This is a genomic window from Arthrobacter sp. 10L430 (assembly GCF_056395245.1).
Genome location: NZ_JBFTJD010000023.1, coordinates 1 through 21,313, shown reverse-complemented (window position 1 = coordinate 21,313; position 21,313 = coordinate 1). Strand labels below are relative to the sequence as shown.

Annotated in this window: 18 protein-coding genes and 1 pseudogene; 16 read left to right on the top strand and 3 right to left on the bottom strand. The window is 65.0% G+C overall.

The genetic code is table 11. The features are described 5' to 3' along the window. Positions 1 to 111 precede the first annotated feature (111 nt). The 13 genes and pseudogenes from AC1DDG_RS17125 (at position 112) to AC1DDG_RS17065 (ending at position 13,880) form a co-directional block, all read left to right on the top strand. Positions 112 to 1,836 (top strand): annotated as a pseudogene (locus AC1DDG_RS17125) (purine-cytosine permease family protein). 229 nt (positions 1,837 to 2,065) lie between these two features. Then, positions 2,066 to 2,737, top strand: coding sequence for a DUF6318 family protein (locus AC1DDG_RS17120; protein ID WP_476876976.1), 672 nt, complete (start codon positions 2,066 to 2,068; stop codon positions 2,735 to 2,737). A gap of 18 nt (positions 2,738 to 2,755) precedes the next feature. Further along, a complete protein-coding gene (locus AC1DDG_RS17115) occupies positions 2,756 to 3,655 on the top strand; it encodes a hypothetical protein (protein WP_476876975.1) in 900 nt (299 codons plus the stop codon). A gap of 178 nt (positions 3,656 to 3,833) precedes the next feature. Further along, positions 3,834 to 4,907, top strand: a complete 1,074-nt coding sequence (locus tag AC1DDG_RS17110) for an alkene reductase (RefSeq protein WP_476876974.1) — start codon at positions 3,834 to 3,836, stop codon at positions 4,905 to 4,907. A 122-nt stretch (positions 4,908 to 5,029) separates the two neighbouring features. Beyond that, complete coding sequence (locus AC1DDG_RS17105; RefSeq protein ID WP_476876973.1) at positions 5,030 to 5,764, top strand: GntR family transcriptional regulator; 735 nt, start codon at positions 5,030 to 5,032, stop codon at positions 5,762 to 5,764. 242 nt (positions 5,765 to 6,006) lie between these two features. Further along, on the top strand, positions 6,007 to 7,011 hold the full coding sequence (locus AC1DDG_RS17100; protein ID WP_476876972.1) for a sugar phosphate isomerase/epimerase family protein: 1,005 nt from the start codon (positions 6,007 to 6,009) through the stop codon (positions 7,009 to 7,011). A 153-nt stretch (positions 7,012 to 7,164) separates the two neighbouring features. Beyond that, positions 7,165 to 8,940, top strand: coding sequence for a dihydroxyacetone kinase subunit DhaL (dhaL, locus tag AC1DDG_RS17095; RefSeq protein WP_476876971.1), 1,776 nt, complete (start codon positions 7,165 to 7,167; stop codon positions 8,938 to 8,940). Further along, entirely contained in the window at positions 8,937 to 9,419 is a 483-nt protein-coding gene (locus AC1DDG_RS17090; RefSeq protein WP_230120635.1) for a ribose-5-phosphate isomerase, read from the top strand. The genes dhaL and AC1DDG_RS17090 overlap by 4 nt, the downstream gene beginning before the upstream one ends. A gap of 2 nt (positions 9,420 to 9,421) precedes the next feature. Beyond that, positions 9,422 to 10,390 carry a 3-hydroxyacyl-CoA dehydrogenase family protein gene (locus AC1DDG_RS17085; RefSeq protein ID WP_476876970.1) on the top strand — a complete coding sequence of 323 codons (969 nt, stop codon included), beginning with the start codon at positions 9,422 to 9,424 and terminating at the stop codon, positions 10,388 to 10,390. A 93-nt stretch (positions 10,391 to 10,483) separates the two neighbouring features. Then, positions 10,484 to 11,251, top strand: a complete 768-nt coding sequence (locus tag AC1DDG_RS17080; protein WP_476876969.1) for an SDR family NAD(P)-dependent oxidoreductase — start codon at positions 10,484 to 10,486, stop codon at positions 11,249 to 11,251. Between the two features lie 11 nt (positions 11,252 to 11,262). Further along, positions 11,263 to 11,454, top strand: a complete 192-nt coding sequence (locus tag AC1DDG_RS17075) for a hypothetical protein (RefSeq protein ID WP_476876968.1) — start codon at positions 11,263 to 11,265, stop codon at positions 11,452 to 11,454. Positions 11,455 to 11,543: 89 nt separating this feature from the next. Next, positions 11,544 to 12,899, top strand: a complete 1,356-nt coding sequence (locus AC1DDG_RS17070) for an MFS transporter (RefSeq protein ID WP_476876967.1) — start codon at positions 11,544 to 11,546, stop codon at positions 12,897 to 12,899. 57 nt (positions 12,900 to 12,956) lie between these two features. Then, the gene (locus tag AC1DDG_RS17065) at positions 12,957 to 13,880 is read left to right on the top strand and encodes a triose-phosphate isomerase family protein (RefSeq protein ID WP_476876966.1); all 924 of its coding nucleotides are present in this window, start codon (positions 12,957 to 12,959) and stop codon (positions 13,878 to 13,880) included. Positions 13,881 to 13,937: 57 nt separating this feature from the next. Here the strand turns inward: AC1DDG_RS17065 and AC1DDG_RS17060 are convergent, their stop codons facing one another. Beyond that, positions 13,938 to 14,234 (bottom strand): hypothetical protein, encoded by a 297-nt coding sequence (locus AC1DDG_RS17060; protein WP_230120623.1) that lies wholly within the window; start codon positions 14,232 to 14,234, stop codon positions 13,938 to 13,940. Positions 14,235 to 14,462: 228 nt separating this feature from the next. Here AC1DDG_RS17060 and AC1DDG_RS17055 point away from each other — a divergent pair, with 228 nt between their 5' ends. The 3 genes from AC1DDG_RS17055 to AC1DDG_RS17045 all read left to right on the top strand — a co-directional run bounded on the left by AC1DDG_RS17055 (position 14,463) and on the right by AC1DDG_RS17045 (position 19,634). Then, positions 14,463 to 17,192, top strand: coding sequence for a Tex family protein (locus AC1DDG_RS17055; protein ID WP_476877008.1), 2,730 nt, complete (start codon positions 14,463 to 14,465; stop codon positions 17,190 to 17,192). A gap of 147 nt (positions 17,193 to 17,339) precedes the next feature. Continuing rightward, entirely contained in the window at positions 17,340 to 19,214 is a 1,875-nt protein-coding gene (locus AC1DDG_RS17050) for a gamma-glutamyltransferase family protein (RefSeq protein ID WP_476876965.1), read from the top strand. Between the two features lie 99 nt (positions 19,215 to 19,313). Beyond that, the gene (locus tag AC1DDG_RS17045; protein ID WP_476876964.1) at positions 19,314 to 19,634 is read left to right on the top strand and encodes a hypothetical protein; all 321 of its coding nucleotides are present in this window, start codon (positions 19,314 to 19,316) and stop codon (positions 19,632 to 19,634) included. Between the two features lie 37 nt (positions 19,635 to 19,671). Here AC1DDG_RS17045 and AC1DDG_RS17040 read toward each other — a convergent pair whose 3' ends face one another. Next, entirely contained in the window at positions 19,672 to 20,397 is a 726-nt protein-coding gene (locus AC1DDG_RS17040; protein WP_476876963.1) for a YqjF family protein, read from the bottom strand. Positions 20,398 to 20,953: 556 nt separating this feature from the next. Beyond that, on the bottom strand, positions 20,954 to 21,313 hold a 360-nt coding region (locus tag AC1DDG_RS17035), incomplete at its 5' end, for an HNH endonuclease signature motif containing protein (protein WP_476876962.1).

The following is a 21,313-nucleotide window of genomic DNA, read 5'->3' as shown; positions in this document are numbered from 1 at the left end:
CTTCACTGAACCTTGCCAATCCTTAACATCGTCGAAATAGCCCCGTGACCGAACCGTCGCTCGTCGTGACTAGCGTCAACAAAGACGAACCGCAGACGAAAGCGATGACTGATGACAAATGACCTGAGGGACACAGAACTGCTCGATCCCGCGGCGGCTGGCACCGCCGTCGGGCACGGCGTCAGCGGGACCACGACGGCGGGCAACGCTGACGCGATGAGCGCCACCAAGGAGAGCCTGGAGGACTACACCCTGAGGTTCGCGCCCCGTTCCTACCGCAAGTGGAGCGCGGGAGTGGTGGCAACGAGCGCCCTCGGCGGAATTGCGTACCTGGCTGACTTTTCCATTGGGGCGAACATCGGGATTGCCTACGGCACGGTGAACGCAATCTTCGGAATTATCGTGGCGGCAGTGATAATATTCGCCACAGGATTTCCGCTGGCTTATTACGCGGCACGGTACAACATCGACCTGGACCTCATTACGCGCGGCTCAGGATTTGGCTATTACGGCTCCGTGGTCACCAACGTGATCTTTGCGACGTTCACATTCATCTTCTTCGCTCTCGAGGGATCCATTATGGCCCAGGGCCTGGAATTGGGGCTGGGAATTCCGCAGTGGCTTGGCTATGCGGCGTCCACCCTCATCATCATTCCGCTGGTCATCTACGGCATGAATACCTTGGCCAAGCTTCAGGTGTGGACCACCCCGCTATGGCTGCTGCTCATGGTGGTCCCGGTGGGATATCTGCTGATTTCCCACCCCGGAAGCGTGGAGGAATTCTTTGCGTTCACCGGCGCATCCGGGGGAGAGGGCACCAGCCTGGCGTCAGTCATGCTCGCGGCCGGTGTCTGCTTGTCGCTGATGGCCCAGATCGCCGAACAGATCGATTACCTGCGCTTCATGCCGCCAAAGACAGCTGAAAACAATGGCGCCTGGTGGCGCGCGGTGATCCTGGCCGGACCGGGCTGGGTCATGTTCGGAGCCATCAAGCAGATTGTTGGCATGTTCATCGCCATCTACCTGATCGCCAAGCTCGATCCGGCCGCCTCCGCCACCGCGAACGAGCCGGTCCACCAGTTCCTCGGCGTCTACCAGGAGATGATGCCCGGGTGGCTGGCCATGACTCTGGCTGTGGTGCTGGTGGTCATTTCCCAGATCAAGATCAACGTCACCAACGCGTATTCCGGGTCGCTGGCTTGGACCAACAGTTTTACCCGCGTCACCAAGACGTACCCCGGCCGTATGGTCTTTGTGGCGGTGAACCTGCTCATCGCCCTGGTCCTGATGGAGGCGAACATGTTCGACTTCCTCAACACGATCCTCGGCTTCTAGGCCAACTGCGCCATGGCCTGGGTGGTCACGGTCGCATCGGACATTGCCGTCAACAAGTACCTGCTCAAGATTTCACCCAAGGTCCCGGAGTTCCGCCGCGGGATGCTTTACGCCGTAAACCCGGTGGGCTTCGTGTCCATGATGGTCTCGGCCGGTGTTTCGATTGCAGTGTTTTTCGGAGCATTTGGCGCCGCCATCCAGCCGTACTCGCCGATCTTCGCCGTGGGCTTGGCGCTGGTGCTGCCGCCCGTCATCGCCGTGCTGACCAAGGGGAGGTACTACCTTCGTCGGCGTGACGATGGAATCGACCTGCCAATGTTCGACGCCGATGGGAACCCCAGCGATGCCCGGCTCCTCTGCCACGTGACCGGCCTGGAGTTTGAGCGGCCTGACATGGTCCGCTCTGCCCTGGACGGGCCCGACGGCGAACCCCAGTATGTTTCTTCGCTCGCCTTGTCGACTGACAAGACAGGGGAGCTTGTGCTGCCGGCTCAGCAGTAGCGGGACTTCGGGCTCGACTGAGGGAAAACGGGCGGGGCGCCAGCGTGCGCCCCGCCCGTTTTCATGTGCTTTCCGGGGTTCATGACTTTTTGCCGAGGGCTGCTGATGGTAAAACCAGCTGGTTCGCGGGCTGTGGATAACTTTGAGCCTGAAAGTGTAGCCTCGGCTACCCTTTAACTATTGTTCGGACACAGTGGTCTTGAAACCTATCCGGGGGGATTAGCTGCGCATGACTTCTCGTACATCCATTTCGGGGCGCCTGCGCCTGTCCGCCATTTCCTTCCTAGCCGTCTCGGCCCTGGCTTTCAGCGGCTGCAGCAACGGCGATAGTCCGAAGAGCGGCGACCCGAGCGCCGGGCCAGCTTCTTCGGCCCCTCAGTCTGCGTCAGTCACCCCGAGTGCTTCGCCAACGCCGAAGCCCACTCCCGTCTATAAGCCAGCCGACGCAAAGGGCCGGGCGCAGAACGTGCCGGTGCCAGTCAAACCCCCGTTGGCGGACAAGAACTCCAAGGAAGGGCTGGAGGCGTTTGCGAAGTACTGGTATTCACTCCTGAATTACGCCTTTGAAACTGGCGACCTTGCCCCTGTGAAGGCTGTATCGGGTGCTTCGTGCGCCTTATGCGGCAAGATCTTTCCTGGTGTCGTTAAGTGGAATTCAAACGGTAAGTGGGTCGAGGGGGCGGCTATCAAAGTGCATGCGGCTCAGTCGAAATTCATTGAAACGCTTCCCGGGCAATTTCAAGTCGCCGTGCAGTCTCAGCAGGGGTCAGGCGTTCTTCGTAACGCCGATGGTTCAATTGGTCAGACCGTGGCCGACTCGGGAGTGCTGGGTGACCTCATCATCGCGGAGTATGCCCGAGGCAAATGGCGCGCACTTAACGTAGACCGACTCGGCGGTTGAACGGTGCCTGCCCGGGGAATGGTTCTCGTCAGTGTGATGCTTGGCGCGTTCGTTCTTTTGGCGCCGCCGAATATCGCGCAGGCGGATGAGGGAGGATCTGACCTGTCTTGGACAGCCGACGGCATAGGCGTTTGGCGATACGACTCTACGACTGGCGGCTGGGTGGACCTGCCCCAAGCGACTCCGGAAGACCCAAGCGTTTACAAGCTCGAGTATCTATGTCTCGATGACGAAGAGAACAACTTTGACATCGCCTGCCTCGCAGGAGCAGTAAAGTGCACCGAAGGAAAAGACGGACGGCCGGTCCGTTGGTATTCGGCGTTGAAGGATTTTCAACCCTTAATGTGGACCCCAATCCGTCCCGACAGGTGCGTCTACACAGAGGATCCCAGTGACGTCCTTGACAGGATCGCCGCGCAGATTCAACGCCAGTTTGAGCAACTTCCAGTGAATGCCGGCACTTCCCGAATCCAGCCGAGTCCCCACACTTTGAGAGGTGCAGAGACCAACTTTTACGCTGAAGCGTCCGAGCAGTCCTTCAACGTGAATATGCTCGGGCAAAAGGTGGCAATTGTCGCCAAGCCTGTCCAATACCGCTGGGACTACGGAGACGGGACCTCACTTGGCCCAACGACCACAATGGGCGGACCATTGCCGCAAGACCGCTGGGGTGAGAAGACTCGCCCGAGTCATGCCTACGCGGAAACGGGCGACTTCAGTGTCGTGCTGACTACTTACTTCCAGGGCACGTACTCCGTGAATGGTGGTCCGGCGCTCCCCATTCCCAACCAAGGCCAGTTCAGTGCAGCCCCGCAAACAGTGAGCGTCTGGCGCTCAGTGACCCGCAACTATGCCGACGATTGCATCACCAACCCCAGCGGCCAAGGCTGTCCGGGCGCTGCCGCCGGCAACAAGTAGGGATTGGGAAGAAAGAGGCTCCGACGACGACGGCGGCACCCGGCTTGGGGGGCCGCCTTTCGGTGTGTCCGGGGTGCTTCAGTTGACCGACTCCTGTGATGCGCCCCTCATCAGGAATACTTGCACACGCTTGGCAGTTGCATCGGGTGAACCCAATGCATTCTGAAAGGAACCACGCATGCTGTTTTCCCCTCTGAGCCTCGGCGAACTTGAACTCTCCAACCGTCTCGTGATGGCGCCCCTCACCCGCCTTCGCTCCGGCAAGGAAGGCGTACCCGGACCGCTCGTGGTGGAACATTACCGCCAGCGGGCTTCCCTTGGCCTGATCATCAGCGAAGGCACCTACCCCAGCCCGGCAGGACGGTCCTACCCGGGGCAGCCAGGGATCGTCACTCCTGAGCAGATCGCCGGATGGAAAAAGGTCACGGACGCCGTCCACGCTGAGGGCGGCCGGATGTTCGCCCAGATTATGCACGGCGGCCGTGTCTCCCACGAGGACATCACCGGCGGCCACCAGATCGTCGCTCCCAGCGCTGTTGCAATCGAGGGCGAGACCCGCACGTACACCGGCAAGCAGGCCTACCCCGTGCCGCATGAGCTTTCCACGGATGAGCTCCCGGTGGTGATGCAGGAAATCGTGACGGCGTCGCTCAACGCAATCGAAGCAGGGTTCGACGGCGTGGAGCTGCACTCCGCCAACGGTTACCTTCTGCATGAATTCCTCGCCCCGAACAGCAACGTGCGCACGGACAGCTACGGCGGCTCTCCTGAAAACCGGGCGCGATTCGTCATAGAGACCGTCAACGCCGTTGTCGAAGCGCTCGGAGCGAACCGCGTGGGAATCCGGATTTCGCCTCAGCACAACGTCCAAGGAATCGCTGAAACTGACGCTGACGATGTCCGCGCAACCTACGAAGTCCTGGTCGACACGATCGCACCGCTGAACCTCGCATACCTGAGCATCCTGCACGACGAACCCGCGGGGGAGCTGGTCCAGGACCTGCGCGCCCGCTTCAACGGCACGTTCCTGGTCAACACCGGCTTCGGTGTGGTTACCACCCGTGAGGAAGCAGTTTCCCTGGTCGCAGACGGCCATGCCGACGCCGTGGTGGTTGGCCGGCCGGCCATTGCCAACCCGGACCTCGCCCGCCGCTGGCGCGAAGGACTGCCACTGAACGAGCCCGACCAGAGCACGTTCTACGGCGAAGGCGCAGAGGGGTACACCGACTACCCGGTGTACCAGCCCGCCTAACAACCTGCTAGCAAACAGGAGAACCGCCCGGATACCCGGGCGGTTCTTCTGTTTTCATCGCTCTAAACCCGGCAAGCGAAGGGCCGCTCACGGTCGCAGATGCATCCCTATAGGATTTGATCATGCAAAAAGCGTCCAACGGCACCCGCGCCGGCAGCCGGTCCGGCGATCAGACCGGTGACCGCCGAGGAGGCCGGACTGTCAGCCGTCAGGTTCTGGCAGACCATGTTTACGAGGAACTCCTGGCCTCCCTCATGGACGGACGACTGGAACCCGGCGCCGCCGTCAGTATTGACGGAACCGCGCGCGAACTCGACGTTTCCCCCACTCCTGTCCGGGAAGCCCTGGCGCGGCTGGAGCACACGGGGATGGTCCGGAGAGTGGCGTTGAAAGGCTATCGCGTTGCCCCCGTCTTCACGCGGGAGGACTTCGCGGAGCTCATGGAGGCCCGGCTTGCGATCGAACCCGTCAATGCCCGGTTAGCGTGCAGCCGTCTCACACCCGAAAGGCTCGCGGAGCTGGAAAAAGCCGTGGCCGACCTGAAATCCGCCCCGCGTGGCCCGTCGTTTGCTGACTACAAGGACTACCTGGAAGCCGACGAGCGCTTTCACCAGCTGATCGCGAAACAGACCGGGAACCAATTCATGGTTGCCGCCTATGCAGCCCTGGGCGGGCAGGTCCAGCGGTTCCGGCTTTTCGGCGGCGTCGGCATTACCGACGCGGAGAACGCCATCGCCGAGCACCAGTCAGTGCTGGACGCACTCTCAACCGGTGATCCCGAAAAGGCCGAAGCCGCCATGGCTGATCATGTGCAGAAAGTCCGCGCGCGGGCGATCGCCGACGCCCCGGCAGACTAATCCCGTGTAGCTCGCAGTGCTCGCAGTAGGTGTCGTTTCGGCCTTCAACACGACACATACTGCGTGCTATTCGGATGAGGGTTTCTGAAAGCGTGGGGCTGCCCGGAAGTGGCCCTCTTCACAAACAGCGGCACTCCCTATAGGATCTTCGATTGTTCCCAGGGTAGGTAAATGTGATCTTGACAACCTTCCGCCGGATAGTAGATCCTATAGGAAACAGGATTCACGAAGGAGTGCAAAACGTGGCATATACAGCTGAGAACTGGCCCATCACCGCAGCCCTGCTGCAGTTCCCCGGCACTGACGCCCAGGGAACCCACATCAACGACGCCGACGCCTCCGCCTGGGCCGAGGTTCTTACCGAAGTCAAGGAAGCAGGCTTCGCCAACGCCGACCTCACCGACAGCTGGGTCCGTCCCGGCGATCTCAGCAAGGAACGCCTCGCGGAGTTCAAGCAGACCGCTGAGAGTGTGGGGATCGGCATGCCCGTCATCTCCGCCATCCGCCGCAGCGTCATCGAGGAGGGCAACTGGTCAGCCAACCTTGAGTACAGCCACCGCACCATCGACGCCGCCGCCGAGCTCGGCTGCGAAGTGGTTTCCTTCGGCCTGCACCAGGCAATCACCCCGGAGCAGCAGAAGCAGCTGTGGTTCTGGACCGTTGAAGGCTATAAGGATCCAGTAGGGGACAAGGAAGCCTGGAGCAACGCCGTCACGCGGTTCCGCGAACTTGGCCGCCACGCGGCAGAGGTAGGCGTTCTCCTCTCGCTCGAGATGTACGAAGACACCTACCTCGGCACCGCGGACTCTTCCGTGCAGCTGGTGCAAGACATCGGCCTGACCAACGTCGGGCTCAACCCGGACATCGGAAACCTGATCCGCCTGCACCGTCCCATCGAGGACTGGCGCGAATTGGTGGCCAAGACCATGCCGTACTCGAACTACTGGCACATGAAGAACTACATCCGTGACGAGGATGTGGCCCGCGACAGCTACGTTGCCATGCCGGCTCCGATGGAAAGCGGTCTCATCAACTACCGCGAGGCGTTCAAAGTTGCCATTGCGGCTGGCTATCAGGGCATCATCTGCACCGAGCACTACGGCGGCGACGGCCTGTCCGTCACGGCCAGCAACCAGGACTACCTTCGCCGCCACGTCCTCCCCAAGAAGGACGGCTACGCGCTTGGCACCAGCCAGGTGGCGCAGGGCCGGCTGCAGCCGGCCGCCGTCGAACTCGCCACTTCCTAAAGTCCCCGGAAGCCCGGTTCCCACCGGAACCGAACTTCCGACGGCGGCCGTCGGGCCCCGCTCGGACGGCCGCCTTCCCGGGGCCCTCCGGTGGGCACACTCGGCCGGATCGCATCAGAACTGATCAACCCAACTCGGATTCAATGAGGAACCATGACCCAGATCTTCGACAATCCCGCTGATTTCGCGGATGAGGCGCTGGACGGCTTTGTGGCTGCCAACCGCGGGTATGTTGCCCGCGTGGACGGCGGCGTCGTCCGCTCAACCGAAGTGCCCACCGGCCAGGTGGCCCTCGTGATCGGCGGCGGCTCCGGTCACTACCCTGCCTTCGCCGGACTCGTGGGACCGGGCCTGGCAGCGGCTTCGGCCTGCGGCAACATGTTCGCCTCGCCCGCCGCCGGGCAGGTCTACCGCGTGGCCAAAGCCGCGAACGCCGGCGGGGGAGTGCTCCTCAGCTACGGCAACTACGCAGGCGACGTCCTGCACTTCGGCCAGGCCCAGCTGCGGCTCAACGCGGAGGGCATCGAAACCCGCACCGTCCTGGTGACTGACGACATCGCCAGCGCCCCCGTGGACCAGATCGAGAAGCGCCGCGGCATCGCCGGCGACCTCACGGTGTTCAAGGTGGCCGGCGCGGCTGCCGAAACGGGCTTGAACCTGGACGAGGTGGAACGGCTGGCCATCAAGACCAACCACCGGACGCGCTCTCTGGGCGTCGCCTTCGACGGCTGCACCCTGCCCGGTGCCAGCGAACCGCTCTTCCACGTGCCCGCCGGCCAGATGTCGCTGGGCCTGGGAATCCACGGCGAGCCTGGCATCTCTGAGCACCCCATGCCCACGGCCTCCGAACTGGCCAAACTGCTGGTCTCACGGCTCCTGGCGGACAAGCCCGAGGACGCCGGCGACCGCGTGGTGGCCATCGTCAACGGCCTTGGCACCGTCAAGTACGACGAACTGTTCCTGCTGTTCGGCAAGATCGAGAAGCTTCTCAACGCCGCCGGCCTCACCGTGGTGGAGCCCGAGTGCGGCGAGCTGGTTACCAGCCTGGACATGTCCGGCCTGTCCCTGACCCTGCTCTGGCTGGACGATGAGATCGAGCAGTACTGGGCGGCTCCGGCCGACACCCCGGCATACCGCAAGGGCAACCTCGCACCGCGGGCCCGCCGCGAGCTGGCGGACGCGGAAGACACGATCGACGAAGAATCGGAAAAAGCTACCGCGGCGTCCGCTGACCTCGGCCGGCTGGCAGCCGCCGTGCTCGCGCAGGTGCGGGACGTCGTCGTCGAACATGAAGAGGAACTTGGCAACCTGGACGCCATCGCCGGCGACGGCGACCACGGCATCGGCATGCGCCGCGGCGTCGACGCGGCTCTGGCTGCAGGTGAGCAGAACGCGACAGCCGGGGCGTCCGTTGAGCGGGTGCTCACCCAGGCCGGGGAAGCGTGGAGTGAACGCGCCGGCGGAACCTCGGGCGCGCTGTGGGGGTCGGCGGTGATCGCCGCCGGCCTTGCGCTGGGCAACCGCGACTCCTACCTGGCCGGGGACGCCGCTGCCGCGGTGACCGCCTTCACCGATGCGATCACCGAACTCGGCAAAGCCGAACCGGGGGACAAGACCATGGTGGATGCCCTACTGCCGTTCCGGGACGCGTTCCGGAACGCGTCCGACGGCGGCGCCTCCGTGGGCAGTGCCCTCGCCACCGCCGCTTCCGCGGCTACCGAAGCCGCCCGGCTGACGGCGGACCTCCGCCCGCTCAAGGGCCGCGCCCGCCCGCTGGCTGAAAAGAGCCTGGGCCACCCCGATCCAGGTGCCGTCTCCTTTGGACTGATCGCCGAACGGATCGCCACCTACATCCAATCTGAACTGGCCGGTTCCGAAGCGGCCACGTCCGACATGGCCGCCGCGGCCGGAAATGGAGCACAAAAATGACTAACACCGCAGGCTGGCGCATTGTCATCGGCAACGATGAGGCCGGCGTCGAATACAAGGAAGCACTGAAGGCGCTGCTCGAGGCCGACAGCCGCGTGGCATCCGTGCTGGACATCGGCGTTGGGCCGAACGACTCCACCGCGTACCCGCACGTCGCCGTCAACGCCGCTCGCAAGGTGGCCGACGGCGAAGCCGACCGCGCGCTCCTCATCTGCGGAACAGGTCTGGGTGTGGCCATTGCGGCCAACAAGGTACCCGGAATCCGGGCCGTCACGGCGCACGACAGCTACTCGGTGGAACGCTCGGTGCTGAGCAACAACGCCCAGGTCCTCACCATGGGCCAGCGTGTGATCGGACTTGAGCTCGCCAAGAAGCTCGTAGGCGAGTGGCTCGAACACCGCTTCGACGAGAACTCATCCTCGGCGGCCAAGGTGGACGCCATCTGCTCTTACGAACCCGACTACACGAAGGCTGACTGACCATGACTGAAGTAACCAACAGCTCACGCAAGATCGCCGTCGTCGGCTCCGGGTACATGGGCGGCGGCATTGCCCAGGTCCTGGCGCTGGGCGGGGCCCGCGTTGCCCTGGCCGATGTGTCCGCAGAGGTGGCGCAGAAGAACTACGAGCGCCTGCTCACGGAGTCCGACCAGTTTGTGGCTGACGGCCTGTTTCCGCAAGGTTCCACCGAAATCCTGAAGCAGAACCTCTGGGCTGCGAAGGACATCGAAGAGGCCGTGGCCGACGCCGACTTCATCGAGGAGGCCGTGCCCGAGGTCATCGAGATCAAGCACCAGACCCTCGCCCGGATCAGCGCCGCAGCCCGTCCGGACGCGATCATTGGCTCCAACACCTCCACGATTTCCATCGCGGACCTCTCCGAGCCGGTCGCCCACCCGGAGCGCTTCCTGGGCGTGCACTTCTCCAACCCCTCGCCGTTCATCCCGGGCGTGGAGATCATCCCCCACGCCGGAACATCGGCCGAGACCGTGGGTGCTGTCCGCGACCTGGTGCATGCAGCCAACAAGCAGACCGCCGTGGTCAAGGACGTCACCGGCTTCGTGCTCAACCGTCTCCAGTACGCACTGTTCCACGAAGCCGCGCAGCTCGTGGAACAGGGAATTGCGACGGCGGAAGACGTGGACACTTTGGTCCGCACCACCTTTGGCTTCCGCCTGCCGTTCTTCGGACCGTTCGCCATCGCCGACATGGCCGGCCTGGACGTCTACAACTTCTGCTACAAGTCCCTGCAGACCGATTTCCCGGAGCGCTTTGCCACACCGAAGATCCTCACGGACCTCGTGGAAGCAGGAAAGCTCGGCACCAAGACCGGGGCGGGCTTCCTCAACGTCCCGGCCGAGCGCACCCCCGAGCTGATCGCCTACCGCAACAAGGCGTACGTCGCCATGCAGAAGCTCATCGAAGACCTGGGCCCGGCCCCGATCAACTAGTTCCTCCGGTTTTTCATAGGACCGGGCCCCCAACTTGCGGGCCCGGTCCGGCTGAGCCGCGCCCTCTTACCTGAACTCTTTAGGAGCACACCCATGAGTACTTTTCCGTCAGCGCGCACTGCCATTGTCACCGGCGCGGTCTCGGAGCGCGGCATCGGCCGCGCCACTGCCAACTACCTGGCGGAGCATGGCTGGAACATCGGCATCATCGACCTCGACGACGCCCTGTGCCAGTCCACCGCCAAGGAGATCGCCGGCAAGTACGGTGTGAAGGCCCACGGCGTCGGTGCCAACGTAGCCAGCGAAGAGTCGGTCCGTGCGGCGATCGACTCGATCGAGGCCGAGCTGCCGCAGATCGTGGCTCTCGCCAACGTGGCCGGGGTCAGCTCGCCCGTCCCGTACCTGCAACTCGACGCCGCCGAATGGGACCGCGTCCTGAACATCAACCTCAACGGAGTCCACTACGCCACGCGCCGCGTCGCCGAGTCCATGGCCAAGAACCGCATCGGGCGCATCGTGAACATCTCCTCCGTCTCCGCCCAGCGCGGCGGCGGCACGTTCTCCAAGTCGCCCTACTCCGTGGCCAAGGCCGGCGTCATCGGCCTGACCCGCGCCACCGCCCGCGAACTGGGGGAGTACGACATCACCGTGAACGCCATCTCCCCGGGCCCCATCGACACCGACATCATGGGCGGCACGCTCAGCCAGGAACGCAAGGACGAACTCACCAAGGACCTCGTGGTCAACCGCGTCGGATCCACCCGCGACATCGCAGCAGCCATCGCCTTCCTCATCAGCGAGGACGCCGGATACATCTCCGGCCAGACGCTGAATGTGGATGGCGGACTCTACATGCACTAGGAAGGACCACCATGGCCCAGAACAGCCGTTCCGCCCGCACCAGCCAGTACACCCAGCGCGGCCAGTCCACCCGCCGGTCTGCAGCCGCCGTCGTGGCCGCCCCTACGGGGTTCGCATCGTGGACCAAAGAGCGCAAGATCTACCTCGCCGTGGGCGTCCTCGCCTGCCTCATCGGGGTAGCGCTCATCGCGTTCTCGCTCTAAGCACGTCCAGCTGTAAGGCACCACCCTCAAAGGCACCACCAGTTTTGCCCGTCTGATTTGCTCACTGACTTACTCAACGAGGAGTTTGAATGACTGTCACACCAACAACATCCGCCACGAAGGAGCTGCTGGATTCGCCGGTCCTGAAATCGGCCATCTCCAAGGCGTCCTTCCGGCTCATGCCGATGCTGGTGATTCTCTACGTTGTCGCCTTCCTGGACCGCACCAACGTGGGCTTCGCCGAAGCAGCGCTGGGTGCGGACAAGGGCGTTACCGCCGGTGCGTACGCGCTCGGGGCCGGCATCTTCTTCATCGGCTACGCACTGTTCGAGATTCCGTCCAACCTGCTGCTGACGAAATTCGGCGCCAAGGTCTGGCTGGCCCGCATCGCCATCACGTGGGGCATCGTCTCCGCCTGCTTCGCCTTCGTCCAGGGCGAGACGTCGTTCATCATCCTGCGGTTCCTGCTGGGTGTCACCGAAGCCGGGCTCTTCCCCGGCGTCATCATGTTCCTCGCGGCGTGGTTCCCCAACAAGGTCCGTGTCAAGATGTTCGCCATCTTCTACCTGGCCCAGCCGTTCTCCCAGATGATGGGCGCACCGCTCTCCGGCTGGCTGATCAACATCGGCGACCAGGTTCCCGGCGTCCAGGGCTGGCAGGTCATGTTCTTCGTCGAGGGCACGCTCGCCGTTCTGGCCGGTATTGCCGCCTACTTCTTCCTGATCAACAGCCCGCAGGACGCCAAGTTCCTCAACACCGGCGAAAAGAAGGCCCTTCTGGACGTCATGGCCCTTGAGGACAACGTCAAGGAAGAATCCGGACCACGCGGCGTGCTGGCTGCTATGCGCAACGGCCGCGTCTGGTACTTCACCGTCATTTACTTCTGCCTGCAGATCGCCGTGTACGGCGTGACGTTCTACCTGCCGCAGCAGGTGGCGCAGCTGACCGGCCAGAAGGTGGGCTTCGCCGTCGGAATGATGGCTGCCATCCCGTGGTTCTTCGGCATCTTCGCCTGCTACTTCATTGGCAAGGCGGCCAACACGGTGATCCGCCGACGTGTCTGGGGCACCGGGCTTTTCATCTCCACCGGGCTTTGCATCTTCGGTTCGGCCTGGGCAGGAAGCAACCACCTTCCGGTGCTTGGCATTATGTTCATTTGCCTGGCGGTCTGCAGCTTCCTGTCGATCGGCCCCATCGCGTGGTCTTACCCGACGGCGTTCCTCACCGGAACCGCCGCCGCGGCCGGCATCGGTCTGATCAACTCGCTGGGCAACCTCGGCGGCTTCGTGGCCCCGATCCTGCGCACGTCGGTCAACCAGATCACCGCCTCGGACACGGGAACCATGGGCGTCTACGCGCTGGGTGTGTTGCCGTTCCTCGCCGCGGTGATGATGTACGGTACGCGCAAGTTCCAGAGCAAGGCTGACGACCTCCTCGAGAAGTAACTGGTGAAGTAACCAGAGAAGCAACTCGGCAAGCATCCAAGGAAAGCAGCAACCAGAATGACGCAGCCCAGCCCAGCCGGCCCCGCAGGCCGAACCGGGTCTGACACCATCTTCGTAGGTGTCAGCACCAAGATGTACCTGGGGTACCGGGACAGCCTGCGCTGGCTGGGCGAGCTGCGCCAGGAAGTGGACGCCCGTCCGGCCCTCGCGTCCGGACGGGTGGTCCCGTTTGTGATCCCGTCCTTTCCCATGCTCCCCGCAGCCGCCGACATCCTGGCCGGCTCGGCGGCCTTGCTCGGCGCACAGGACTGCGGCTGGGCGGACGGTCCGTGGACAGGCGAGGTCTCGCCGTCGCTCCTTGCCGAGCTCGGCGTAAGCCTCGTGGAGATCGGCCATGCCGAACGACGCCGGTATTTCGGTGAGGACGACGCCATGGTTGCGCTCAAAGTCAGGGCAGCGGACGACGCCGGCATCACGCCGCTGCTGTGCGTCGGCGAGGGGGCGGCGGGGCCTGCTTCGGGGACGAACGGAGGTCCCGGCGGCCTGGGATCCGTTTCCGACGACGAGCCCGGATCCGCCTCTGCCTCCGAATCCGCCGCCGCGTTCGTGTACCGGCAGATCCAGGCCGCGGCCGGCGGAGACTGGGATCTTGTTTCCCGCCTCGTCATCGCCTACGAACCCGTCTGGGCCATCGGCGCTGCCGAGCCTGCAGGCGCGGAGTACGTGACCGCCGTCGTGCGTTCGCTTCGCACTCTCCTTGCCGGCCACCGGCAGCAAAGCGGCAGGACGCTGAGCGACGTTCCAATAATCTACGGCGGTTCCGCGAAGCCCGGGCTGCTGCCCACACTCGATGGAGTCTCCGGCCTCTTCCTCGGGCGGTTCGCCCACGACGCCGCGAACTTCGGCAAGGTGCTGGACGAGGCGCTGGCACTCCCGGAGGCGCTGGACTCGTCGGAGACTCAGGCTCCGAAGACACGCTGACCCGCGGCAGTCCGGCCAGTCCCGGCAGGACAGCTGAGAACCGCACAGGGGGACGGCTTAGAGAAATGCCTCGCGGCCGGTCCCTTCGCTCAGCACCAGTTGGCCGTCCTCGATGGATACGAGGAGGCTCCGCGGCCGTCCGTGCAGCTTCTTCTCCGCGCTGAGGTTCCGGCTTGTCACTTCCACGCCCACCGTCGCGCCCTTCGCGGGGAGCTCCACGGAAACTTCCTCGGCCATGCCCAACAGCTCCCGGGTGGTGACGTCGCGGTCGTACCGGGCTTCCTTGCCGTTGACGGTGATGGCGACTTCGTCCGCATTGAAGCCGTCCTGAAGAATGATGAGCAATTCCTGCATGGTGCACCGCCTACCTGAAGGATTTCCGCTGCCTACAGTCACTACATCACTTAAGCCCAGCCGTGGGTAGAGCCGGTTGGTTGACCCGCATCCAGCCTGGCGCCGCCGCTACTTTCCCGCGGTTTCGCGTCCGAAGGTGATCATGTGAGGCAAAATGTTGTGGTGACCCAACTCCCGCAGCACCCTTCCGCGCCCGCCCCTGCACCCTCTTCAAACCCGCCCACCCCAATGCGGGCACGAACTCCTGAAGCTAACGTCTCGCCCGACGATCTGGCCAACCGCATCGCCGCCCAGATCGCCTCCGAGTTGGGTGTCAAGGCCTGGCAGGTGAAGGCAACCGTGGACCTGCTCGACGGCGGTTCAACCGTCCCGTTCATCGCCCGGTACCGCAAGGAAGCCACTGGCACCCTTGACGATACCCAGCTGCGCGAGCTCGACGAGCGCCTGCGCTACCTCCGCGAACTGGAGGACCGCCGTCGTGCTGTCCTGGAGGCGATCGCCGCCCAGGGCAAGCTGAGCCCGGAACTTGAGGCCGCCGTCGTCGCCGCGGACACGAAGTCCAGGCTGGAGGACATCTACCTGCCCTTCAAATCCAAGCGCCGCACCAAGGCGCAGATCGCGCGGGAGGCCGGACTGGAGCCGCTGGCCGATGCGCTGCTGAAACGCCCCGAACTGGATCCGGAACGGGAGGCCGCGAAATACCTGAACGCCGAGCACGCCGTCGACGACGCCTCAGCCGCGCTCGCTGGCGCTCGCGCCATCCTCGTGGAGCGGGTGGCGCAGGATCCCGATCTCGCCGAGACCCTGCGCGAGCGGTTGTGGACGCAGGGCCGGATGGTCTCGAGGGTCAAGAAGGGCAAGGAGACCGAAGGCCAGAAGTTTGCGGACTACTTCGAGTTCTCTCAGGCGCCCACCGGGATGCCGTCGCACCGCGTTCTCGCGCTGCTGCGCGGGGAGAAGGACGGCGTGCTGGAGCTCGACCTCACCGAGGCGGACCCGGCCGACGACGACGCGCTCGCTGCGGCGCGCGCCCGTTACGAGTCCGCCGTGGCCAGGTTCCTCGGGGTTGCGGACCGCGGCCGGCCCGCCGACGCCTGGCTCCTGCAGACGGCGCAGGTGGCATGGCGCTCGCGCGTACTCGCCCGGCTGACGGCGGACCTGCGCGGGCGGATGTTTGCCGCCGCTGAGGACGAGGCCGTCCGCGTCTTCGCCGCGAACCTGCGCGACGTGCTGCTCGCGGCGCCGGCCGGCAACCGCGCCACCCTGGGCCTGGACCCGGGGCTGCGGACCGGCGTGAAGGTGGCCGTCGTCGACGGGACCGGCAAGGTGGTGGCCACGGACACGGTGTATCCGCACGCACCGGCACGCAAGTGGGACGAAGCCCTGGCCACGCTCGAACGGCTGGCGCGGAAGCACGCCGTCGAACTCGTGGCGATCGGCAACGGCACGGCGTCCCGCGAGACGGACAAGCTTGGTGCCGAACTGCTCAAGAGACTGTCCGCCGCAGTGGCCGGGGCTTCCGGAACGGGTTCGGGTCCGCGGCCCGGTTCGGGTCCCGCGACGGGTTCCGGCGCTGCGACGGGTTCGGGTCCCGCGACCGGTTCGGGCGCTGCGACGGGTTCGGGCGCTGCGACCGGTGCAGTACCGAAGCCGCAGAAGCTGGTGGTGTCCGAGGCAGGGGCGTCGGTGTATTCGGCGTCAGCTCTGGCGGCGGCCGAACTGCCGGGCATGGACGTGTCCCTCCGCGGGGCGGTCTCGATTGCGCGCCGGCTTCAGGACCCGCTGGCTGAACTGGTGAAGATCGATCCGAAGTCGATCGGCGTCGGGCAGTACCAGCACGACGTCACGGCCGCCAAGCTGGACCGCAGCCTGGATGCCGTGGTGGAGGACTGCGTGAACGCGGTGGGCGTGGACGTGAATACCGCGTCGCCTGCGCTGTTGAGCCGGGTGGCGGGCGTCGGCCCGCTGCTGAGCGAGAACATCGTGGCCTACCGGAACGAGCATGGCCCTTTCGCGAAGCGCAGCGAGCTAAAGAAGGTCCCTCGGCTCGGCGCGAAGGCGTTCGAGCAGTGCGCCGGGTTCCTCCGGATCACCGGCGGAGCGGAGCCGCTGGATGCGTCCAGCGTTCACCCCGAGGCATACCCTGTGGCCCGGAAGATCATGGCGGCTGCCGGGGGTGCCGCATCCGGCAGGACCGGCGCGCTTTCCAATACTGGGCTGGCCGCAGCCGGGGCCTTGGGGCTTAGTGAGATCAACCCGCAGGAGTTCGTCGACGGCACATTCGGGCTGCCGACGGTCCGGGACATCATTGCCGAGCTGGACAAGCCGGGCCGCGATCCGCGTCCGGCGTTCAAGGCTGCCGCGTTCTCGGAGGGCATCGAGAAGATCTCGGACCTCAAGCCCGGCATGGTGCTCGAGGGAACGGTCACCAATGTTGCGGCATTCGGCGCGTTCGTGGACGTGGGAGTGCATCAGGACGGGCTGGTGCATGTTTCTGCTCTGGCCAACCGGTTCGTGTCCGACCCGCGGGAAGTGGTGAAATCGGGCCAGGTGGTCCGCGTGAAGGTGCTCGAAGCCGACCCGGAACGGAAGCGGATTTCGTTGACCTTGAGGCTCGACGACGAAGCGGCACCTTCCGGTGGTCGCGGCCCCGCAGGCCGAGGCACGGGTGGCTTGGACGATTCTGCTCGTCGGGATGCGATGGACCGCGGCTCGAATCAGCGAGGTGCCCGGAGTGCCCAGGGCGGGCAGGGCAGGCAAGGCGGACAAGGCAACCAGAGCGAGGGTGGTGCGCGCGACGCAGCGCGGCGTGCCACGTCAGGCGAACGCAAAGGCACTTCCGGCACAGCCAAGACCGGCACAGAAAAGCCAGGCACGGCGAAGCCCGCCACAGCGAAGCCCGCGCCCGCTAATACCGCGATGGCAGAAGCGCTCAGGAGGGCCGGGCTCGGAAAATAGTGCCAGAACCAGGAGTCTCGGCGCGGCGCCACCAGCCGGGAGACAACGCGTTGGGCGGCCAGGAAAGGGAGTCCGGGATTAGAGCCTGGTCCGTGTCGTGGGCGCGGTGTCCCCGGTAGCGCGGAAGCGGATGCCTACAGTAGCTGCATGAGTTTCACGAGGCCGGATCCGTTTACCACCCGTCCCACCCTCCAGGGCACCTTCGGGATGGCGGCGTCGACGCACTGGCTGGCCACGGCCACGGCACAGTCGGTGCTCGAACGGGGAGGCAACGCCTTCGACGCCGCCACCGCGGCAGCATTCGTGCTGCACGTGGTGGAACCCCACCTCAACGGCCCCGGCGGTGATATGGCCGGTGTGTTCAGCACGGCCGAGAACCCGGGCAGGCCCGTGGTGCTGATGGGGCAGGGCCCGGCGCCGGCAGGAGCCACCGTGCAGCATTACGCGGGCGAAGGACTGGAACTCGTGCCGGGCTCCGGTGCCCTGGCCGCCGCGGTTCCTGGCGCCGTCGACGCGTGGCTCTTGCTCCTGCGGGACCATGGGACGTGGGAACTGGCGGAGGTGCTGGACTTCGCGATCGCGTACGCGCGTGACGGGCACCCTGTCCTGGCCCGGGTTGGCGCTACCATCTCCGCCGTGTCGGAGCTGTTCCGCCGCCACTGGCCAACGTCCGCTGACCTGTGGATGCCGGAGGGACGGATCCCGGAAGAGGGCCAGCTGATCCGGAATCCCGCCCATGCCCGCACCTTGCAGAAGCTGGTTCAGGCCGGAGCAGGCATTGGCGAGGCCGTCGGTGAAGCCGATGCCCACACCCGCGAGGCGCGGATCGATGCTGCCCGGCGCGAATGGAGCGAGGGTTTCGTTGCCCGGATTGTCGCCAAGGCTGTGCAGACACCGCACCGCCACTCATCGGGCACCGATCACAGCGGCGTCCTGACCATGGCCGACATGGCCGGATTCCGCGCGAGCTACGAAGAGGCCACCGCTTTTGAATTCCGCGGCCACACGATCGCCAAGACCGGGGCCTGGGGCCAAGGCCCGGCGCTGCTGCAAACCCTGGCAATCCTTGAGGGATTGGACGACGAGTACCTCGATCCGTCCACCGAACTCGGGGCCCACACGATTCTTGAGGCCCAGAAGCTGGCGCTCGCCGACCGGGAGGCGTACTACGGCGATGCCGACGTGCCGCTGGACTACCTGCTCTCTGCTGAATACGCTGCTCGGCGACGGGAACTGATCACCGAGAACGCCTCCCACGAATTCCGACCGGGCCAGGTTCCGGGCCGGGAGCCGTACATCCCGGCGCTGCGTACTGAGTACGCGCCGCCGTCGCAGGGCAATGACGACGGCGGCTCTCGCCCCAACCGCGGTGCTGCCGCCTTCGGTGCCGCTGTCGGAGCCGGCGAGCCGACGGTTACTCCAACTGGGGAAACGCGCGGCGATACATGCCACATCGACGTCGTGGACCGCTGGGGAAACATGGTCTCCGCCACTCCGTCAGGCGGCTGGCTGCAGTCTTCGCCGGCAATTCCAGAACTTGGCTTTTGCCTGGGCACGCGGCTGCAGATGACGTGGCTTGAACCCGGAACGCCGTCCACGCTGGCTCCGGGCAAACGGCCGCGCACCACCCTAACGCCAACCCTGGTGCTGCGCGACGGCGTTGCGGTCACAGCGCTGGGTTCGCCAGGCGGAGACCAGCAGGACCAGTGGCAGCTTCTGTATCTGCTGAGGACGATAGTCGGTGGCTACTCGCCGCAGCAGGCGATCGACGCGCCGGCGTTCCATACGACGTCGATGCCTGGCTCGTTCTGGCCCCGCACGTGGGTACCTGGGGGAGCCGTCGTCGAGGACCGGCTCGGCGGCGAGCTAATAGCGGGACTTGAGCGAAGGGGGCACCGGATCACCCGCGCCGGTGACTGGACACTGGGACGGCTGTCCGCCGTCGAACGCGATCCGGCGACCGGGGTCCTGCGGGCCGCCGCTAATCCGCGCGGTGCGCAGGGTTATGCGGCGGGGCGGTAAATTCAAGGAGCGCGCGGACGATGGACCGGCAGCGGACACTCCACTCCTCGCGGGCATGGCGGGGTTTCGGGCCTACGGGCTTTCTGCAAGGGTAGGGACATGACTTACTTTCTGGAGTACACGGTTCCCGCTGGCCCCGACAACGCCGAATTCGAGTTCCCGCACGACGAAATACAGACCGGGACCACCATCCCGCTCTCGGAGACGGACGCTGAAATAGTGCACACTCCCGAACTCCCGGCGCGGACCGGAATCATCGGTGCAACCGTCCCGGAAGCCAAGTTGGAAGCCGAGCAGCTCATCAACCACAGCCGGGCCACCGAGGCGTCACTCTTCGAGGATCCTTCCAACTCACTTCAGGCAGGAATCGGTACGCTTGTTGCCACCTTCGTGGAAGGCCGTGGATGGCAGGACTCCTAATCTGCTCTGAAGTCCTGTCCGCACTGGCTCGCCGCCGTCACGCCAAAGGCCTCGGACGCCCGAACGTCGTGCCGACACCTGGGGAGAATAAGACAGACTCGGGTGTTCCAGAAACGGTTATGCCCGCGGCCGCAACGAGTTGGTCGTCCAGCGAGGTGAGGTTGGCCCGGTACAACGGCCAGGGGGTATGGGTGTTGGGCACATAAAAGGTGCGTCCGACTAAGCGCGTGTGAAGCCCGAAACGCGCAGTCAGATGGATGGCCAGCGGATCGGTTGTTTGTTTGCTCAGGTCAGGGGTAACTGCAAAGTCGGTCTTGGCACCGTGCCGGAATCTGCGGACTGAATATCCAATGGCGGGGTCCGGCCCTAGTCCCGGCTTGACGTGGGCGTGCGACCACACATACGGAATCCCGACTGCCCGCGCAGCTAACACCACGGCGAAGCGTGATGCATCCAAACTCAGGAAGACAACTCCCCGCCTTCCGCCTGGTTCGCGCGAGTACAGCCGGACGTTGACCTCGGTGAAATCTCCGAAGTACGGCACCGCCGGGCCGCGTCCGAGGCTCGCGCCCTGCATCCGGAACGCGACAAGTCCCACCCACGATGAACCGTCGAAGACATCCGGGAGCACGCCAGGGGGCATCTTCGCGGCGGCCGCTGCCTCGGGGATCCGCCAGTGCAAAAAGACGGCGTCCGTCCATCGCTGGGCCATGATGACGGGGAGAGGCAGGTCTGGCGGCTCTGGCCATTGGTCATGGCTCATTCTGGGACCGCAACACGAACAGTAATGCCTACTGCCCGCCTTCCCTTTTCGCCGCGGTGCGGCTCTGATGGACCCGACCCTGTTGCCGTCATGCGCAGAGCCTAACCGCGGCGGACAAGGTGAGGAAGGTGTCTGTCATTTGGGCGACGAAGCGGAAACCACGGAGATACACCACCGGGGTCATTCTCGAGGTCCGGCAGCAAAGACGCCGCAACGCCGGGGCTCCAGGGCGACCCGCGGTGGCCGATACCCGCGCCCTGGTGTTCAGTCGATCAGCGTCTGTCAGGCCAAACAGTTGCTTCGTGCGCTGACCGCATCGACGGGATGGCCACGTTGCAAGACAGTCCTTCCCCAGGGATCCCACGCCGGACCAGTGCTGACGCAGGGCAACGCGTGACCATCCAACTGTGCGGCTGTGCGGCTGTGCGGCTGTGCGCGGCGATCGCCTGCGCGCCCTGATATCGTCCGCCGGGATCGCTGCCCGTACGACCCGTGCCGGAGTGTCGTGTCCGGCCGCCGGCCTGCTTGTGGGGTCATCGTGGGTTCAGCCGCCGTTTTATGTTCGGTGGTGGTGGTTGCGTCGGGGTTTTTGGGTGGGGTCGATGTGGGGTGGGGGGATGAACCAGGGGATGCCGGTTTTGATGTGGATTTGCCATTGTTCTTTGTGGATGAGGTGGTGGTGGTGGGTGCAGAGGAGGACGCCGTTGTCGGTGTTGGTGGGTCCGCCGTGTGACCAGTAGGTGGTGTGGTGGGCTTCGCACCAGGGTGCGGGGATGGTGCAGGTGGGGAAGGCGCAGCCTTGGTCGCGGGCGGTGAGGGCTTTGCGGAGGTGGGGTGGGAAGATCCGGGTGGTGCGGCCGATGTCCAGGATGCGGCCTTGGCTGCCGAGGAGGATGGGGATGATGTCGGCGTCGCA

Bases quoted from the DNA above. Each gene is read 5' to 3' on its own strand.
- AC1DDG_RS17105 (WP_476876973.1), top strand. From the start codon at position 5,030: ATGCAAAAAGCGTCCAACGGCACCCGCGCCGGCAGCCGGTCCGGCGAT.
- AC1DDG_RS17115 (WP_476876975.1), top strand. From the start codon at position 2,756: ATGGTTCTCGTCAGTGTGATGCTTGGCGCGTTCGTTCTTTTGGCGCCG.
- AC1DDG_RS17090 (WP_230120635.1), top strand. From the start codon at position 8,937: ATGACTAACACCGCAGGCTGGCGCATTGTCATCGGCAACGATGAGGCC.
- AC1DDG_RS17050 (WP_476876965.1), top strand. From the start codon at position 17,340: ATGAGTTTCACGAGGCCGGATCCGTTTACCACCCGTCCCACCCTCCAG.
- AC1DDG_RS17045 (WP_476876964.1), top strand. From the start codon at position 19,314: ATGACTTACTTTCTGGAGTACACGGTTCCCGCTGGCCCCGACAACGCC.
- AC1DDG_RS17120 (WP_476876976.1), top strand. From the start codon at position 2,066: ATGACTTCTCGTACATCCATTTCGGGGCGCCTGCGCCTGTCCGCCATT.
- AC1DDG_RS17085 (WP_476876970.1), top strand. From the start codon at position 9,422: ATGACTGAAGTAACCAACAGCTCACGCAAGATCGCCGTCGTCGGCTCC.
- AC1DDG_RS17065 (WP_476876966.1), top strand. From the start codon at position 12,957: ATGACGCAGCCCAGCCCAGCCGGCCCCGCAGGCCGAACCGGGTCTGAC.
- AC1DDG_RS17075 (WP_476876968.1), top strand. From the start codon at position 11,263: ATGGCCCAGAACAGCCGTTCCGCCCGCACCAGCCAGTACACCCAGCGC.
- dhaL (WP_476876971.1), top strand. From the start codon at position 7,165: ATGACCCAGATCTTCGACAATCCCGCTGATTTCGCGGATGAGGCGCTG.
- AC1DDG_RS17055 (WP_476877008.1), top strand. From the start codon at position 14,463: ATGCGGGCACGAACTCCTGAAGCTAACGTCTCGCCCGACGATCTGGCC.
- AC1DDG_RS17080 (WP_476876969.1), top strand. From the start codon at position 10,484: ATGAGTACTTTTCCGTCAGCGCGCACTGCCATTGTCACCGGCGCGGTC.
- AC1DDG_RS17110 (WP_476876974.1), top strand. From the start codon at position 3,834: ATGCTGTTTTCCCCTCTGAGCCTCGGCGAACTTGAACTCTCCAACCGT.
- AC1DDG_RS17040 (WP_476876963.1), bottom strand. From the start codon at position 20,397: ATGAGCCATGACCAATGGCCAGAGCCGCCAGACCTGCCTCTCCCCGTC.
- AC1DDG_RS17070 (WP_476876967.1), top strand. From the start codon at position 11,544: ATGACTGTCACACCAACAACATCCGCCACGAAGGAGCTGCTGGATTCG.
- AC1DDG_RS17060 (WP_230120623.1), bottom strand. From the start codon at position 14,234: ATGCAGGAATTGCTCATCATTCTTCAGGACGGCTTCAATGCGGACGAA.